Raw genomic sequence first — 16,918 nt, forward strand, 5'->3', positions numbered from 1 at the left:
AGTGAATCGGTTCCGTACTATCTGTACTGTCTGCGGCTTCGTCGCCTTGTCCTGATTTAAAGTTAATCCACTATAAATTGATAGGAAATTGAAACGGAAATATCAGGACGGTATTTCTGCAAAAGAGATTTAGAGATATGTATTTGCTGTCATTTTGAAACATGCCTTCATGGCGGTGAGGGAGTACATTCGTTTTTGAGCAAGAGCGGCAGGTAATGTTTTTATTTCATGTGTTATGTTGTGTGATTGCCATAAGAGACTTGTTATCAAAAAAAGGTCGTCTGAAACCGAATTTGAGGTTTCAGACGACCTTTTTTTGATACGGGTACGCAGTTTTTAGCGTTCCTTTCAGTTTTCTTGTAAAGAAACCGTCTGTTTGGCGAGGGGAGCAGGATGCAGTGCAGTCAGCTTCTTCGTCAAGATATTCAAAATCACGCCGTAGGCCGGCAGGAAGAAGAGGGTGCAGATGGTGAGTTTGAACAGATAATCGACAAATGCGATGCCCTGCCAGTTTGCCGCCATAAATTCATCGCTGCTGGCGTAAAAGGCAATGGCGAAAAATACCAACGTATCCAAGGCGTTGCCGATGACGGTTGATGCGGTCGGGGCGATCCACCACGCTTTCAGACGACGTAATTTGTTGAACACAAAAATATCAAGGATTTGTCCGAGTGCGTAAGCGGCAAAGCTGGCTAAGGCGATGCGTCCGACAAAGGTGTTGAATTCGGACAGCGCGCCTAAGCCTGTCCAACTGCCGTCGTGGAACAAAACGGAAAAGATGTAGGAAAGCAAAAGGGCGGGGAACATGACCCAAAAGATAATCCGCCGTGCCAAGTGCGAACCGAAAATGCGGACGGTCAGGTCGGTGGCAAGGAAGATGAAGGGGAAGGAAAACGCGCCCCAAGTGGTGTGGATGCCGAAAATTTGGAAGGGAAACTGCACCAGATAGTTGCTCGCGGCGATGATGAGGATATGGAAAAGCACCAGCCAGAAGAGTGCCTTCTGTTGTTGCGCTGTTGTAAATTCGTACATGGAAATCTTTCGGAAAGGCTTTCAGACAACCTTTTCATGAAAAAGGTCGTCTGAAAATGCGTAAAAGGGGATGGATTATTGGCTGTTGTGTTCGAACAGGCGTTTGCGTGCCAGTGTTTCAAACTCGGTACCTGCTTTGCCGTAATTGGCAAAGGGATGAATGGCGATGCCGCCGCGCGGTGTGAATTCGCCGAAAACTTCGATGTATTTCGGATCCATCAGGGCAATCAGGTCTTTCATGATGATGTTGACGCAGTCTTCATGGAAATCGCCGTGGTTGCGGAAGCTGAATAGGTAGAGTTTCAGGGACTTGCTTTCCACCATTTTGATATGCGGGATATAGCGGATGTAGATGGTGGCAAAGTCGGGCTGCCCGGTCATGGGGCAGAGGCTGGTGAATTCGGGACAGACGAACTTGACGAAATAGTCGTTGTCGGGATGTTTGTTGTCGAATGCTTCGAGAATTTCGGGGGCGTAGCCGGTCGGATATTGGGTTTTTTGATTGCCCAAAAGCGAGATGCCTTGCAGCTCTTCAGTGTTGCGGGACATGAGGGTTTCCTTAGTTTTTTAATGTGGGAGGTTTTCGAACCACGAAGGGCGGATTGTAATATAAGGCAGGGGTGATGTGTAACCTTTATGCAGCATCGGGGATCGTCTGAAGATATTCGCAATTAAACGATTTGAATTGTAAACGCAATTTTAAAAAATGATTAAAAATGTAATTTTTCAAATGATTGCTTTATTTTCAGCTTATTTCTGTCAATTGCGGGTAAATGAGGCTATGTGGTAAGAACTAAGCAGATGTTTGAAAGTTCTAAGAGTCGGTTTGATGGAAGACAAAAATGGGTAGTTCGCTCGAATGCAAATAATGTTTTATGCATAAAAAGTACCACTCGTTATTAACTTTAACCGATTGTCAGATTTTCATCAGAAGAATAGTCAATTAGATTAGTATGTTCACATAAAATAAATATTTGGTATTTTGATTCAATGATTTTTTCATCGTTGCCCTCGTCCGAAGGGCGCAGCGATTGAAGTTGGTAATTAAGAGGAATAAACCATGAGTTTTTCACAAACCGATTTGACCACGGCATTAAAAACCCTATCTGACCGCCTGCCTCAATTTTCCGAGCAGCAGACCAGGGCTGGACGGATGTTGCGAGTCGTAACCGAACGCCTCAGTTCGCATCTGAATGACAATCTGAAAGTATATGGCATCAATGAAAACCTCTGGTTTGCCTTGATGGCGGTTTACGTCAGCCCGAACAGTGAAATTTTGCCATCACGCTTGAGTGATTTGATGGATCTGACCCGCACCAGTGCAACCCGATTGTCGGACGAAATGGTTAGCCGAGGCTGGGTTGCACGCTATATCAACCAGCAGGACCGCCGTCAGATTGTGCTAAAATTGACCCCCGAAGGTGAGGTTTTTATCCAAAAAGTATGGCCGCAGGTTTCCAGTACGAGCCAAGAGGCTTGGAAAGATTTCACCGATGAAGATTACAACCAGTTGCAATATTTGTTGGGTAAGCTGCTGCGCCGGCTGGAGGGCTGATAAAGCGGATGCAGGATGTGGCGGATACCGATGATAAAACGGAGTATTCCATGAAAGCCAATCCCTACAAACAGGGAATCTGTATCGCTACCGCCATTCTACTTTCTGCCTGCGCTCAATTCGGTAAACAGGCTCCTTTGGAAGAACCTACCAATTACGGGCTATCTGAAGGTAAGTCTGCAGCCATGGTTCAAGATGCGTGGTGGATGCAACTGAACGACCAAAAACTTAACCAATTAGTTGCACTCTCTATCCGTAATGCTCCCGATTTGCGTATTGCTAAGGCGCGCTTCGAACAAGCACAAGCGCAGCTGGGAATAACTGAAGCCGCAAACAAAATGCAAATCGGGTTGTCCGCGCGAGGGGCAGGAGCATATGTTGCTCCTAAGCCTTCATCCGGTCATATTGATACTGACCATACCTTATTATTGGCAAATACTGCTTTACAGGGTACTTGGTCGTTTGACTTTTGGGGCAAGAACCGGAAACAGGCCGCGTCCATATTAGGAAAGCGCAAGGCCATTCTGTATGAGGCTCATCAAACGCGCATTGATATCGCCAATGCGGTTGCATCACAATATTTCACATGGCAGATGTTGTTAATACAACAAAATCTATTATCTGAGCGTATGGAAACTGCAGACAAAATGCAGCAACTGATACGCAGAAGGATTAATGCCCGCCTAGCTTCTGCAGAATCGCTTTATCCGGTTGAAATGCAACAGCAAAGTATGCAGTTGGAAAAGCTGGAGTTAGAGCGCCGAATTGCTAAAGTGCGTCATGCTTTAGCAATATTAAGCGGGACAACCCCTGACGGTTTATCTTTGTATATGCCTGAAAAAATGGCAGCAGTTCCCGTTGTTCCAGTCAATAAAATTCATGCAGATTTATTGGGTGCCCGCCCGGATATTGCTGCACAAAAAGCTATGTTGGAATCTCGGTTCAATACGGTCAAAGCAACAGAAGCTGAGTTTTACCCAAATATAGAACTCAAAGTTTTGGCAGGTCTGGCACATATTGATGCTTTTAATGTTGTACGAGGACGCACATCGGGTATGATTGGTGTACTTCCTGCCTTAAATCTGCCAATTTTTACTTCAGGAGCATTACAATCTAAGTTGGCAGGGCGGCGTGCTGAATATAACGAACAGGTAGCTCTTTATGACCGTACTGTTTTAAATGCTATGCGTGCTGCTGCTGATGCAGTTGTTGACTATCAAAATATGCAGAAACGACAAAGCGTTTGGGAAAAAATGCAGGAAACTGCTGAAAAAACAGTCCGTAACGCGAATAGTCGTGTCAATGCGGGATTAGATAATGGTCTATCTGCTCTACAAAAACAGAACGAACTTCTCCAATTAAAAATGCAGAAAGCACAATATCAAGCCGAGTCATTGATTGCATGGAGTAATTTAAATACCCAATTGGGCGGAGGGTTTAAGCTTGAGCCTTTGGGACGAAATGTCTCAAAAAAAAGTACAGGTAAAAAAGTACGCTGAGGAAAACAATGGCGGCTTGTTAATCAAGCTGCCATTTTGCTCTCTGTTGATTGCTGATAGGGTATAAGTGGACTAGTAACAATTAGGGAATGTAAAGAAAGTTTTATAGAAATGCCAATATGATCCTCAATCAATTTACTATTTTAGTTTTCCCTTTGGTGTATTTGAATAATAGGGGCTGACTGTTTAGGAGCGATGACTAGGTTTCAAATGATGTTTTGTTGAGAAAAACACAAAACCCGTTACTTAAAAAGTAGCGGGTTTTGTGTTTTTCGGTTTTGAGTATCTGATATAAGGGGAACAGTATGTCTCGTATATGCGCACTCCGATGAGATAAGAAAATGAAGGGGGTCGTTGTTTAATGACTCGAAGCAGGACGGCATCCGAGTGATTACTATTATATAATAATAGTAATTATTATCAATAACAAATTTTTAAATTCAAGATAACTTTCTGAAAGATATGAAAATTATTTTTTAGATTCGAGTGAAGGCCAAAGTAAAAGATGAAAATATTAAGTATCTAATTGATTTTATTAGTATTTGAATAAGATATTCTGAGCAGCTATTGGTTTATTGGCGTAGGGTACGGTATGTATTAATTAGAAGGTTGGTTAAAATAAAGCGGTCTTGCTGCTTTAATAGCAAGACCGCTTTATTTTCAATAATTTAAAATTTTGGTTTTAGAATAAAGAGTCTAACTGTTTATTATTGCCGGTATTGCTTGGCAAAACCGGTTCCTCTTGTAACTCTTGGCGCCCAGGGCGGCTAGAGTTTTGGGTATCAGACATATTATTGTCAGAAGGTTGACGAGTACGTCTAGATGGTTGAGTGGTCGGGTGTGGTGCTACTCCACCGTTTTCTAAGGCTAAATCGGAGCTGGTAGTCAGTCGTTCCTTCATATAATACTCACCACCATTAGAAACTATGCCTTCAGGTGCCTTCATGCCTTTGTTTTCAGTGCCTTTGAGGGCGTAACGCATATAATCTACCCAGACTGGAACTGCAATCGTACCACCGTAGCCGGCACGCCCCATGCTGCGGGGCTTGTCAAAACCAACATAAACAGCAGTTACCACTTTAGGATTGAAACCGACAAACCATGCATCTTTGTTGTCATTGGTTGTTCCGGTTTTTCCGGCAATATCGCTTCGACCTAATGCTGATGCACCTCGAGCAGTACCTGCACGAACTACATCTTGCATAATTTTATACATGATATATGCGTTTCGAGGGTCAATCGCCTGAGGAGCATTTTCTCCGGCAATTAAGGGTTGCATCTGTGCTTTCAGACGACCTTGGCTATCGTAGATTTTGTCAATCACATAAGCTGAGATTTTATATCCGCCATTAGCAAAAACACTATATGCTTCTGCAATACGGAGTGGAGTGGTTTCTCCAGTACCTAAAGCCATTGATAAACTTGCGGGAAGTTCAGACGGTTTGAAACCAAAACGTTGGGCATATTGCTGGGTATATCCAATTCCGATAGACATCAGGATGCGGATAGAAACCATATTTTTCGATGCGGTTAATGCTTGGCGCAATGTAATATAACCAGAATAACGCCCATCTGAATTTTTGGGTGACCACACGCTACCATTTGCTCCTTTTCCTGGTAGGGATATTGGGGCATCATTGATCATGGTTGAGGCTGTCATGCCTTTAGCTAATGCAGCGGAATATACAAAAGGCTTGAATGTTGAACCAGGTTGGCGCATTGCCTGAGTTGCACGGTTAAAAGTTTTGCTATGGTAGTCATAGCCACCAACTAATGCTTGAACAGCCCCGGTTTTGGCATCTAAAGAAACAAGTGCACCTTGTAGTAAAGGTTCTTGTACAACGGTCCAGCCATTGCCAATATTTTTTACTCTGATGACTGAACCGCGTCGGATACGGTCTTCCCCCATCTTTTCATTATTAACTGCTTTAGCTGCAAAACCTAACGATTTAGTGTCAAGGGTAATTTTACGACCGTTGGGTAGTTGGATTTGTACCGCTTTTCGAGAGGCTTCTAAGACAACTGCAGGAACCATTTTATCCACAGTATATAAAGTAGATAAATATTGGCTGACTGTTTCTTCAACATCATCTGTTTTGCTGAGGTCAATGTAGTTTTCCGCTCCTCTGTAGCTACTGCCTCGGTCAAAGTTTCTTAAGACCTTACGCAATGCTTCGGTAGCAACACGCTGATTTGCGGTATTTACGGTTGTATAAACATGAAAGCCTTGAGTGTAGGCTTCTTCACCATATTTTTCATATAGTTCTTGACGAACCATTTCTGCTACATACAACGCGTTTTGATCAATTTTTTGTACAAACCGCTCGTAATGTAATTCTTCTTTTAATGCGTCGTCACGTTGCTGAGAAGTAATCATCCCTTCTTCTAGCATATTATTCAGGATATAAGTTTGTCGCAGTTTGGCGCGTTCTGGATTCACAATGGGATTGTATGCAGAAGGTGCCTTAGGTAGTCCGGCCAACATGGCAGCCTCGGCCAAAGTCAAATCTTTAACATTTTTATTGAAATAAATCTGCGCTGCCGAAGCAAACCCATAAGCGCGTTGTCCCAAGTAAATCTGGTTGAAATATAGCTCTAAAATCTTATCCTTGCTCAAGGATTGTTCAATTTTATAGGCTAAAAGTGCTTCGTTAAATTTTCGGGTAAATGTACGTTCACTGCTTAAATAGAAGTTTTTGGCAACTTGTTGAGTGATAGTGCTTGCACCAGATTGAACGCCTCCTGCAACGATATTACTAATCGCTGCTCGAGCAATACCCCAAACATCTACTCCCCAATGTTCGTAAAAGCGTTTGTCTTCTGCGGCAATAACCGCGTTCTTGAGAATATCGGGGAAATCGTTGATTTTGGTAAATTCACGCCGTTGCTCACCATAGACGCCAATAATTTGCCCATCTGCCGAGTAAATAGTTAATGGCATTTTGGGTTGGTAGTGTTGTAAGGAGTCTAAGGGAGGAAGTTTTGGGTAGGTTACTAAAATTGCTATAGCAATCAATCCAGTAGTAAAAATTGCTAGGCCCAACATCAAACCGATACAGGTTGTTATAATCTTTTTAATCATGACTAGGTAATAATTTTGCCATTATTGGTATTAAATAAAGTAAAATAGATGTCGATTTCAATAAAACACGGCATTTCTCGTGTAAAGAGCAAGTCCTTTACGGATATCAAAACAGTTACTCACTCCTAAATAATACAGGGAAATCTTATGATTGGCTTATCAAAAAACCCTAAAAATACAACTAGTAAGGCTGGAAAGTCCTCTTCAGGGTTAAGCAACCGTTCTGCCATCGGCATCGATATTAGTCAGCATGCCATCAAGATGGTTCAGCTGTCAGGGCGTAGTTTAAACCAAATTCAGTTGGAAAAATACGTTATTACTAAATTACCTAAAAATATTGTAAAAGGTAACAAAATTCAAGACTACGACCAACTTGTCACTTATTTGCAACATGCATATTCGCAATTGCGCAGTTCTTGTAAGAGTATTATTGCAGCTATCCCTCAAGGATTGGCGACGATTGAGCAAGTGGTTTATTCACAAAAGGATACTGAGTTGGATTTGGATGAATTTGCAGAATCCGAAATCTCCTCAATCGGACCTATCGATGAAATAAATTATGATTATCAGGTCGTCGGTACGTCTGTTATTCCGGCAGGGCAGCAGATTTTGACGGTTGCAGCGCGTAAGGATGACGTTGAACCTATGATCGAAATGTTTGAGGGGGCAGGATTGTCCTTATCGGCGTTAGATTTGGATTTATTAGCGCAGCGTAATGCCTTCGTATTTTGGATTAACCAGTACGCTCCTGAATTAACAAATGAAAAAGTTGCTATATTTGGAATTTATGCAACACAGATGTATGCGTTAATTATTCAGAATGGGCAAATTTTATACAAGCAGGAAATGCCTGTAAGTACTGAGCAATTGAACCAGTTGATTCAACGTACATATCAGGTTACGGAAGAAAAAGCTGCCCAAATGATGGTATCTACGAGTAAACCAACTGATTATCAAACACAAATTGCAGACCGTTTTAATGTTCAAGTGGCTCAGGAAGTGCAAAGAGTATTACAGTTTTATTACACAACACAGCCGACAGATGCTTTTTCAAATGTGAAGCATATTTTATTAACTGGCTCTGCATCGCAACAGACTGGTTTGGCTGAAAGCATTTTTTCGCAGACAAATACAGCAACACAATGTATTCAGCCAGTTACATATGTGGAGCGAGGCGGTAAGGTCGATTTGTCACAGTTACAAGTTGATGCTTCTGCTTTGACACTTGCATTTGGATTAGCATTAAGGGGATTGTAATATGACTGAATTAATTAAAATTAACCTTCTTCCATATAGAGAAGAAATTAAGCAACGTAAAAGACAGCAATTTAAAATTTTGATGCTTTCTTCGTTATTAATAGGAGTTGGTTTATCTGCAATAGCTTATTTAGCGATCACTAATGCTATTAGTGATCAAGAAAGTAGGAATGCATTTTTGGAAGCAGAAATTACCAAGTTGGATAATGATTTAGGAGAAATAAAAAAATTACAGCAGGAAAAAGAAAACTTCTTGGCTAAAAAGCAAAAAGTTGAGGAGTTGCAAGAAAAACGTTCCCAAGCTGCATATATCATCGATAGTTTGAATGTGGTTATTCCAGATAATACTTATATCACTTCTCTTGATGCAGAAAATCCGACTTCTTATAAGATTACAGGTCGAGCGATTAGCGATAATAAAATTGCCATGTTTATGCGGTCTTTGCCAAGTACAGGTATTTTTATGCAGCCAGAACTTTTGGAAATTAAGAAAATTGATAATTATCAAGAGTTTAATATTAAATCTATGATTGGTTCTGCGAGTATTCCAGTCAAGTCGGAGAGAGAAACAATTAATGATGATTCGACGAAAGCACAGAACGGGGAGGAAAAGTAAATGGCCTCAGCAAAATTAAAAAATTTGGATATTCAGAATTTATATTTGTTGAATCCTGCTGCAAAGTTTGTATTAGCTGCATTAGCAGTTGCAGGAGTATTGGCAGTTGGCTATGGAATAGTATTTCGTGATCAGCTGGAAACACTTTCAACCCAAGAGGCAAAGGAGGCAGAGTTAAAGGAAACATATACGAAAAAGAGTATTGAGGCTGCAAGTTTGGATAACTTGAAAGCTGAATTAACATCTATTCGTTCTTCATTTGACATCTTGTTAAAACAGCTACCGACTGATGCTGAAATTCCTACTTTGATTCAAGAACTGCACCAGGCAGGTTCAGCAAACGGTCTTCGCTTAGATAGTGTAGTTCCACAGGTTCCGGTCAATGATGGGCCGATACAGAAGTTGCCTTATGAAATATCGATTACGGGCAAATATAATCAGATTAACCAATTTGCTAGAGATGTTGGTGGGTTATCGCGGATTATTACATTGGAGTCGTTAAAAATATCGCATGTTTCAGATGGTAAAAATAGCAAAGATAGTAAAAACGATACTTTAACACTCAGAGCAATTGCGACGACGTATAAAGCCCGCCCATCAGATGAAGTAGCAGCAGAACTGGCCGCTCAGCAGAGTCAGGCACAGGGGGATTCAGAAAATGGCCAAGCCAATTCTGAACAAAAATAATAAATGATAGGAAAATCATGAAAAATAAAATTTTCTTACTTACAAGTATCCTGTCATTGACGGGGTGTACACCGGCATATGACGATTTGAATGAGTGGATGACTAAGACACGTCAGGATGCTAAGTCTCATATTATTCCATTTGAGGCTCCGGTAGTGAACCCTCCGGCTGTTTATAATCCACCGGCTTATGGTGGTTTAAATGCATTCGATTTTCGACGGTTGGATAATGCACCTAAAGGTAGTAACGCCCCGAATCCTAATCGTCCAAAAGAAGCATTGGAAGCATTCAGTTTAGAAAATATGCGGTACGTAGGGATGCTGAGCAATGGCAGTAAAACTGCCGGTTTTATTGATGTAAATGGACATGTCTATACAGTTTATCCGGGGAACTATATCGGACAAAATTATGGAAAAATCCAAAGCATTACTGATGATTTGATTGTTTTGACAGAATTGGTTGAGGATAGTTCGGGCAATTGGATTTATCGAAAGGCGGAATTGCCATTAAGCAATAATGCTGAAAACAGTTCAAATGATGTCGGTAATGCTTTAGCAACGAATTCAAACTAATTTAAGGGGTCTCACTTCATGAAAACTAAGAATATGACGAAATTATTTGCCGGCATCAGTATGATTGCGGCAGCACAAATTGCGTTGGCAGGTAATATTACTGATATTAATGTATCAACTTTGCCGGATAGTCAAAAAATTATCAAAATACGTTTTGACCGGGATGTGATTAGCCCGAGCGGCTTTGTTACATCCACCCCGTCCCGAATTGCCTTGGATTTTGCCAAAACAAATATTCAATTGGCTCAACCTGTATTGGAATACGCAGATCCTTTGTTAAATCAAATTACTGCGGCTCAGAATAATGACCGATCTCGCATTGTTTTGGGATTGAATAAAGCAGCGCAATATAATACCGAAGTCCATGGTAATGAAGTATGGGTATTCGTTACAGAATCATCTGATCGAACCGAAACTTCTACGGCTATTTCAAATAATGCAAATGCACGTCAGAAGGCAAGCTCGTCTGAAACAGTTAAACAAACGGTAAATTCAGCTAATATTGACTTCAGGAAAGGTGCACATAACTCAGGTATTGTGGAATTGAATGCGCCTGCTTTCACAGGCAAACCTGAAGTGAAGCAACAACGTGATCGGGTGATTATTACTCTGAAAAATTATCCGTTGCCAACACAAGCGCAACGCAGTTTGGATGTTGCAGATTTCAGTACACCGGTTAAAAATATTACGTTAAAACGTATTGGAAATGATGCCCAACTCATTATTCGCAATAATGGCAATTGGGATTTCAATACCAAAGCTGCAAATGGTCAATTTGCTTTTGAAGTAATGCCTAAGTCCGCTAGTACGGAATCAAGTGGGTTGAATGCAAATCCAAACAAATCTTTCCGCGGCCGTAAAATTTCCCTGGATTTTCAAGATATTGAGGTGCGTACCATTTTGCAAATCCTTGCGAAGGAGTCCGGGGTTAATATCGTGGCCAGTGATTCCGTGAATGGCAAAATGACACTTTCTTTGAAAGATGTGCCTTGGGATCAGGCTTTGGATTTGGTTATGCAGGCGCGTAATTTGGATATGCGCCGACAAGGAAATATCATCAATATTGCACCTCGTGATGAATTGTTGGCCAAAGATAAGGCTTTCTTACAGGCAGAGAAAGAAATTGCCGAATTGGGGCCTTTATATTCCCAAACCTTCCAATTAAAATACAAGAATGTAGAAGAGTTTCGTAAAATTTTACGTTTGGACGACAACAATAGTGGAAACTCCAATGGTAGAAATACCTTGTTGAGTGGCCGTGGTAGTGCGCTGATTGATCCTGCAACGAATACTTTGATTATTACAGATAATCGAAATGTTGTAGAAAAATTCCGTAAGTTGATTGAGGAGTTGGATGTACCGACTCGTCAAGTCATGGTTGAAGCCCGTATTGTTGAAGCAAAAGACGGTTTTTCACGTGATTTGGGGGTGAAATTCGGTGTCGCAGGTTCCAAAGGACGCAACGCTTGGGGTAACTCTTGGAGTAATGCGCAAGATAACCATAATACTAATTCAGCTGTTTTGCGAGGTGATGCTAATTACCGTACATGGTCTTTACAACCGAATATTAGCCTGCCTGCAGCAGCAGCGACTAATAATATTGCTCTAGTACGAGCTTTGTCATCAGGTGCATTGGGTTTGGAAATTTCTGCTTCGGAAGCTACTGGTAAAAGTAAGACCATTTCTAATCCGCGTGTCCTGACTCAAGACCGTAGAGAGGCTACTATTGAGTCCGGTACTGAAATTCCGTATCAGGAGGCTTCTTCCAGTGGTGCAACTTCGGTTTCGTTCAAAAAAGCCGTGTTGGGCTTAACGGTAACGCCGAATGTAACGCCTGATGGTCAAGTTATCATGACTGTAAAAATTACCAAAGATACGCCGCAAGACTGTACAGTGGACTCTTTGATTACCAAATGTATTCAGACTAAAAACCTGAATACTCAGGCAATGGTTGAAGATGGTGGCACGTTGATTGTTGGCGGTATCTATGAAGAAGATAATAGCGATACGATTAACAAAGTACCATTATTGGGCGATTTGCCAGTGGTAGGCAATTTGTTCAAATCCCGTGCGAAAAAAGAAGAGCGTCGTGAATTGCTGGTTTTCATCACTCCGCGAATTATGGATGGTGTAGGCAGCAATCTCCGCTACTAAAATTGGAAAAGGCATATACTCGGAAGAGTATATGCCTTTTTAATTGGCACAAATTAGATAGGGAATTTTAGGGATTTTTGTTTATTTCGGAAGGAATATGGTGAAATATCCATAAATGGTAATAGCTATATTCGATGATGTATTTCTATTTATTGAAGAGTTCAATCTAGACTTCGCCACATAGTAAGAGATATTGAGTTTTTTATACACTGAGGGCTGCTTTCATTCTAAATTGTTTGTGACAAATGAGTGGGAATGAAGCTGCTATTACTATAGAGAGGTCGTCTGAAAACATCACTTTAATCTTTAATGCCATCCATGGTCTTAGGTAAGCAGGAGTAAACACGATATAATCGGTACTGTTGGAAACTAAGTATAAATAAGCACCAACGCATGCTCGGCAGTATTCATAAATCTTGTATCGGATGAACACCTTCATGGAAAAGCTCAATGGTAATTTAATTCTCATCGGATTGATGGGAGCAGGAAAAACAACGCTGGGAAGGCAGTTTGCTCAAATGTACGATTGCCCGTTTTATGATAGTGATTTGGAAATTTGCTCAGCGTCAGGTGTTTCTATTTCCACTATTTTCGAGATGGAGGGAGAGGAAGGATTCCGACACCGTGAGACTTTGATGCTGAAAAAGCTGTCGGCATTAAACGGCATTGTGTTGTCGACGGGAGGTGGCTCGGTTTTGCGTGAAGAAAACCGACGTTTCTTGCGTGAGCATGGTACGGTGGTTTATTTGCATGCATTACCTGAAGTGCTGTTGGAGCGTACACGTTATGATAGCAGCCGCCCGCTTTTAAAAACGGACGATCCTTTAAAGAAATTACGTGAATTGTATACGGTTCGAGATCCGATTTATCGTGAGACCGCGCATAGCGTTATAGAGTCGGAGAGTTGTGCTAAAACCCTTCGAAAATTGGTTGAATGTTTGGATGGGCAGCAATTCATTGAATATGATGATTGAAGGTGTTGCCTTTGTTGATTAGGTGTAGAAACCAGTAGCGTTGTTTACAGTATTTCCAGGAGAATACTGAAACATGAACATACACAAAAATACACGTCTCACCCCGCACCACCGCCAAGCCATTTGGCTGGCCTACACGCAGGGGAAGGAAAGCATCACCTCCCTGGCACGCCGCTACCAAGTCAGCCGCGTCACCATTTACCGCGCCCTTAAAGCCGCAAGAGGCAGACTGCTCAAACCCCAAACCAGTACCAACAACCGTTTCAAACAGGCTAAGTACGGAATGAAACGCCTGGCCAAGGTAGAACGCGGCATTCAGGAAAAACTCAAAAAGCAGGCCAAACGCTACAATAAATCCTACCCCGGAGAGCCGGTACATCTCGATACCAAACGGCTGCCGCTGCTCAAAGGGCAGAAAGCCACCGATAAGCGGGATTACCTGTTTGTCGCCATCGACGATTTCTCAGGGGCGCTATACGCCGCCATTTTACCGGACAAAACCGCAGACAGTGCCGCCAAGTTTCTGACCGAACACCTGATTGATCCCTGCCCATATCTGATTGAGTGCGTTTACTCCGACAACGGTACGGAATATAAAGGCTCGGCCAACCATGCTTTTGGTGTAGCCTGTTATGAGAACGGGATTGGTCAAAAGTTTACCCGGGTTGCCCGTCCACAGACCAACGGTAAGGCGGAACGTGTTATCCGCACCCTGATGGAGATGTGGCATGAGAAACAGTTGTTTGACAGTCCTGAACACCGGCGAAAGGAGTTGTGCCGCTTTGTTAATTTCTATAACACTGTGAAGCCGCACCGCAGTTTGAACGGCGATACGCCGTTTGAGGTCTTGCAGGCTTATTTTTCTCAACCTGTGGTGTAAACAACGCGATGTTTTTCTACAGATTAGGTCGTCTGAAATGTAATAAAAACGGTTTCAGATGACCTTTAGTTATACGCTTGCAGCCCTATTGGTTTTGCTTGATAAAACGTTCTTTATCATCTAGTCAGTTTTCAACGGAGCGGCAAGCGTATATTATTTTGCGTTGTTCCCACATGATTTATTTTGACAAGGAGTCTTCTCCTATGCGTACTTTGACTGTTCAAACTCCGTCTCATCAATATCCTATTTTTATCGGGTACGATCTTATCGGTCAGGCTGATAGTTTACTTGAGCCTTATTTGAATAAAACGGCCGCAATCATAACCAACGAGACTGTTGCGCCTTTATATCTGAAAAGTCTTCAAATGAGTTTGGACAGAATCGGTATCAGGCATTTCAGCATTATCTTGCCGGATGGCGAAAAATATAAAAACTGGCAGACATTGAACCTTATTTTTGACGGATTGATGGAAAACAGGGCCGAACGGAAAACCACACTAATTGCATTGGGTGGCGGGGTAATCGGCGATATGGTCGGCTTTGCCGCTGCAACGTACCAGCGAGGTGCGCCGTTTATCCAAATCCCGACAACTCTGTTGAGTCAAGTGGATTCATCAGTAGGTGGGAAGACGGGCATCAACCATCCGCTTGGAAAAAATATGATTGGTGCGTTTTACCAACCGCAGGCGGTCTTGGCTGATTTGGAAACATTGAAGACCTTGCCGCGCCGAGAATTATCGGCAGGTATGGCGGAAGTTATTAAATATGGTGCGCTTGGCGATGTTGATTTCTTTGAGTGGTTGGAACAAAATGTTGCGGATTTGATGGCGCAAAACCAAGAGAAATTGACGCAGGCGGTATATCACTGCTGCAAAATGAAAGCCGACATTGTTGTCAAAGATGAAACCGAACAAGGTATCCGCGCGTGGCTTAATCTTGGCCATACTTTCGGACACGCCATCGAGGCGGAAATGGGTTACGGAGTATGGTTGCATGGTGAGGCAGTGGCAGCGGGTTGCGTGCTGGCAGGTAGATTATCCGAAGAATTGGGTAAAATTTCCGATGCGGACACACGTCGAATCGCTGTTTTAATGGAGGCCGCAGGATTGCCGTCATTGCCGCCTAAATTCCCGTTTGAAAAATGGATTAGCCATATGAGCCATGACAAAAAGGTCAGTAGCGGCGTGATGCGTTTTATCGGGCTGAACCGTTTGGGGGAAGCCAATATTACTGAAGTTAGCGATATTGATATTTTAAAGCGGACTTTGCAGCCGTATTTGTAATGCGCATTCCAGTAAATGTGCTGTGCATATTCATTGTCGCATGAGTCAAAATAGAGAAGGTCGTCTGAAAAGTTTTCAGACGACCTTTTCATATGATTAAGGTAGGAGTGGAGTTTGTATCAAACCGAGTTTTTCATTAAAGCCGAACATGATATTCATATTCTGAACAGCTTGTCCTGCTGCCCCTTTAACTAAGTTGTCGATGACGGATAGAGCGATCCATACATTGTCAGACGAAGATTTTTGGATGCTGATACGGCAAAGGTTTGCACCGCGCACGCTGCGGGTTTCTGGTGTTGAACCGGCAGGCATGATGTCCACAAAAGGACTGTCCCGATAAAATTCGTGTAAAACAGCTTCCGGATTGCAACCGTCTTCAAGATGCAGGTATAAAGTGGCGTGCATACCCCGGATCATGGGTGTCAGATGGGGAACGAAGATGAAATGTTCGGCAATTCCTGGTTGCAATGTGGCGATGGTTTGCCGAATTTCGGGCTGGTGTCGGTGTCCCGTAATGCCGTAGGCTTTAAAATTATCCCCGGCCTCGCAAAGCAGCGAGCCGGTATTGGCTTTCCGACCTGCGCCGGATACGCCTGATTTACAGTCCGCAATCAATGGCATCTGCGGTTTCAGATGACCTTCTTTCAGCAAGGGGAGTAAAGGCAGTGAAACGCAGGTCGGATAACAGCCGGGGTTGGCAACGATTTGTGCAGATGCGATGGCATCGCGGTTTAATTCACTTAACCCATACACTGCTTGAGGAACAATATCGGGGCTGGTGTGCTTCATTTTGTACCAATGTTCCCATGTGGAAATATTCTGTATACGAAAGTCGGCGGATAAGTCGACGATGCGGATACCTTTTTCCAAAAGACGAGGAGCATCGTTCATGGCGATTCCATTTGGGGTGGCGAAAAAGACAACATCGCATTTTCCCAAACCAGCGTGTTCGGGTGTTTGAAAGGTCAGATCGTAGATTCCCCTCAGACTGGGAAAGTAATCAGAAACTGCTTTACCTGACTCGCTGCGGCTGGTTACCGTTGTAATTTCAATATTCGGATGACTGCTGAGAAGCCGCAAAAGCTCTACGCCGGTGTAACCTGTTGCACCGACGATGCCGACTTTGATTTTCGAATTCATAAATTTCTCCAAGAGTAATTTTTAGATGTGGGCAGATTTGCCGGTATCGACTTCGTTCAAATACTGTTGTCCATTATAGAGGAACGGTGATGTATAGTGGAAACAGCCACTATGAGACCTTTGCAAAATTCCCCAAAATCCCCTAAATTCCCACCAAGACATTTAGGGGATTTCTCATGAGCACCTT

The 16,918-nt window shown here is 42.6% G+C and carries 14 protein-coding genes and 1 riboswitch; of the genes, 10 read left to right on the forward strand and 4 right to left on the reverse strand.

From position 1 onward, the window contains the following. Nucleotides 1-348 precede the first annotated feature (348 nt). Entirely contained in the window at nucleotides 349-1,032 is a 684-nt protein-coding gene (locus AC5M9B_RS01380; protein ID WP_070655381.1) for a 7-cyano-7-deazaguanine/7-aminomethyl-7-deazaguanine transporter, read from the reverse strand. 75 nt (nucleotides 1,033-1,107) lie between these two features. Beyond that, on the reverse strand, nucleotides 1,108-1,581 hold the full coding sequence (gene queF / locus AC5M9B_RS01385) for a preQ(1) synthase (protein WP_070655379.1): 474 nt from the start codon (nucleotides 1,579-1,581) through the stop codon (nucleotides 1,108-1,110). Between the two features lie 4 nt (nucleotides 1,582-1,585). Then, nucleotides 1,586-1,630: riboswitch (PreQ1 riboswitch) on the reverse strand. A 462-nt stretch (nucleotides 1,631-2,092) separates the two neighbouring features. Here queF and AC5M9B_RS01390 point away from each other — a divergent pair. Beyond that, entirely contained in the window at nucleotides 2,093-2,587 is a 495-nt protein-coding gene (locus AC5M9B_RS01390; protein WP_003743760.1) for a MarR family transcriptional regulator, read from the forward strand. A gap of 50 nt (nucleotides 2,588-2,637) precedes the next feature. After that, the gene (locus AC5M9B_RS01395; protein ID WP_070655377.1) at nucleotides 2,638-4,086 is read left to right on the forward strand and encodes an efflux transporter outer membrane subunit; all 1,449 of its coding nucleotides are present in this window, start codon (nucleotides 2,638-2,640) and stop codon (nucleotides 4,084-4,086) included. Between the two features lie 682 nt (nucleotides 4,087-4,768). Here AC5M9B_RS01395 and AC5M9B_RS01400 read toward each other — a convergent pair. Next, a complete protein-coding gene (locus tag AC5M9B_RS01400; RefSeq protein ID WP_070655375.1) occupies nucleotides 4,769-7,168 on the reverse strand; it encodes a penicillin-binding protein 1A in 2,400 nt (799 codons plus the stop codon). Between the two features lie 147 nt (nucleotides 7,169-7,315). Between AC5M9B_RS01400 and pilM the strand changes: the two genes are divergently transcribed. From pilM to aroB, 8 genes are all read left to right on the forward strand, one after another. After that, the gene (gene pilM, locus AC5M9B_RS01405) at nucleotides 7,316-8,425 is read left to right on the forward strand and encodes a type IV pilus assembly protein PilM (protein ID WP_070655373.1); all 1,110 of its coding nucleotides are present in this window, start codon (nucleotides 7,316-7,318) and stop codon (nucleotides 8,423-8,425) included. Nucleotide 8,426: 1 nt separating this feature from the next. Further along, entirely contained in the window at nucleotides 8,427-9,041 is a 615-nt protein-coding gene (locus AC5M9B_RS01410; RefSeq protein WP_209283069.1) for a PilN domain-containing protein, read from the forward strand. Beyond that, nucleotides 9,042-9,728 (forward strand): type IV pilus inner membrane component PilO, encoded by a 687-nt coding sequence (locus tag AC5M9B_RS01415; RefSeq protein ID WP_019270411.1) that lies wholly within the window; start codon nucleotides 9,042-9,044, stop codon nucleotides 9,726-9,728. A gap of 17 nt (nucleotides 9,729-9,745) precedes the next feature. After that, a complete protein-coding gene (locus tag AC5M9B_RS01420) occupies nucleotides 9,746-10,300 on the forward strand; it encodes a pilus assembly protein PilP (RefSeq protein ID WP_070655369.1) in 555 nt (184 codons plus the stop codon). A gap of 18 nt (nucleotides 10,301-10,318) precedes the next feature. Then, nucleotides 10,319-12,454 carry a type IV pilus secretin PilQ gene (locus AC5M9B_RS01425; protein ID WP_070655368.1) on the forward strand — a complete coding sequence of 712 codons (2,136 nt, stop codon included), beginning with the start codon at nucleotides 10,319-10,321 and terminating at the stop codon, nucleotides 12,452-12,454. Between the two features lie 437 nt (nucleotides 12,455-12,891). Then, a complete protein-coding gene (locus AC5M9B_RS01430) occupies nucleotides 12,892-13,428 on the forward strand; it encodes a shikimate kinase (protein ID WP_244969483.1) in 537 nt (178 codons plus the stop codon). A 73-nt stretch (nucleotides 13,429-13,501) separates the two neighbouring features. Further along, the gene (locus AC5M9B_RS01435; RefSeq protein ID WP_487648129.1) at nucleotides 13,502-14,308 is read left to right on the forward strand and encodes an integrase core domain-containing protein; all 807 of its coding nucleotides are present in this window, start codon (nucleotides 13,502-13,504) and stop codon (nucleotides 14,306-14,308) included. Between the two features lie 203 nt (nucleotides 14,309-14,511). Further along, nucleotides 14,512-15,591 (forward strand): 3-dehydroquinate synthase, encoded by a 1,080-nt coding sequence (gene aroB / locus AC5M9B_RS01440; protein ID WP_070654885.1) that lies wholly within the window; start codon nucleotides 14,512-14,514, stop codon nucleotides 15,589-15,591. A 96-nt stretch (nucleotides 15,592-15,687) separates the two neighbouring features. Here the strand turns inward: aroB and argC are convergent, their stop codons facing one another. Continuing rightward, nucleotides 15,688-16,731 carry an N-acetyl-gamma-glutamyl-phosphate reductase gene (gene argC, locus AC5M9B_RS01445; protein ID WP_146736945.1) on the reverse strand — a complete coding sequence of 348 codons (1,044 nt, stop codon included), beginning with the start codon at nucleotides 16,729-16,731 and terminating at the stop codon, nucleotides 15,688-15,690. Between the last annotated feature and the right edge of the window lie 187 nt (nucleotides 16,732-16,918).

Source organism: Neisseria flava, assembly GCF_982712965.1.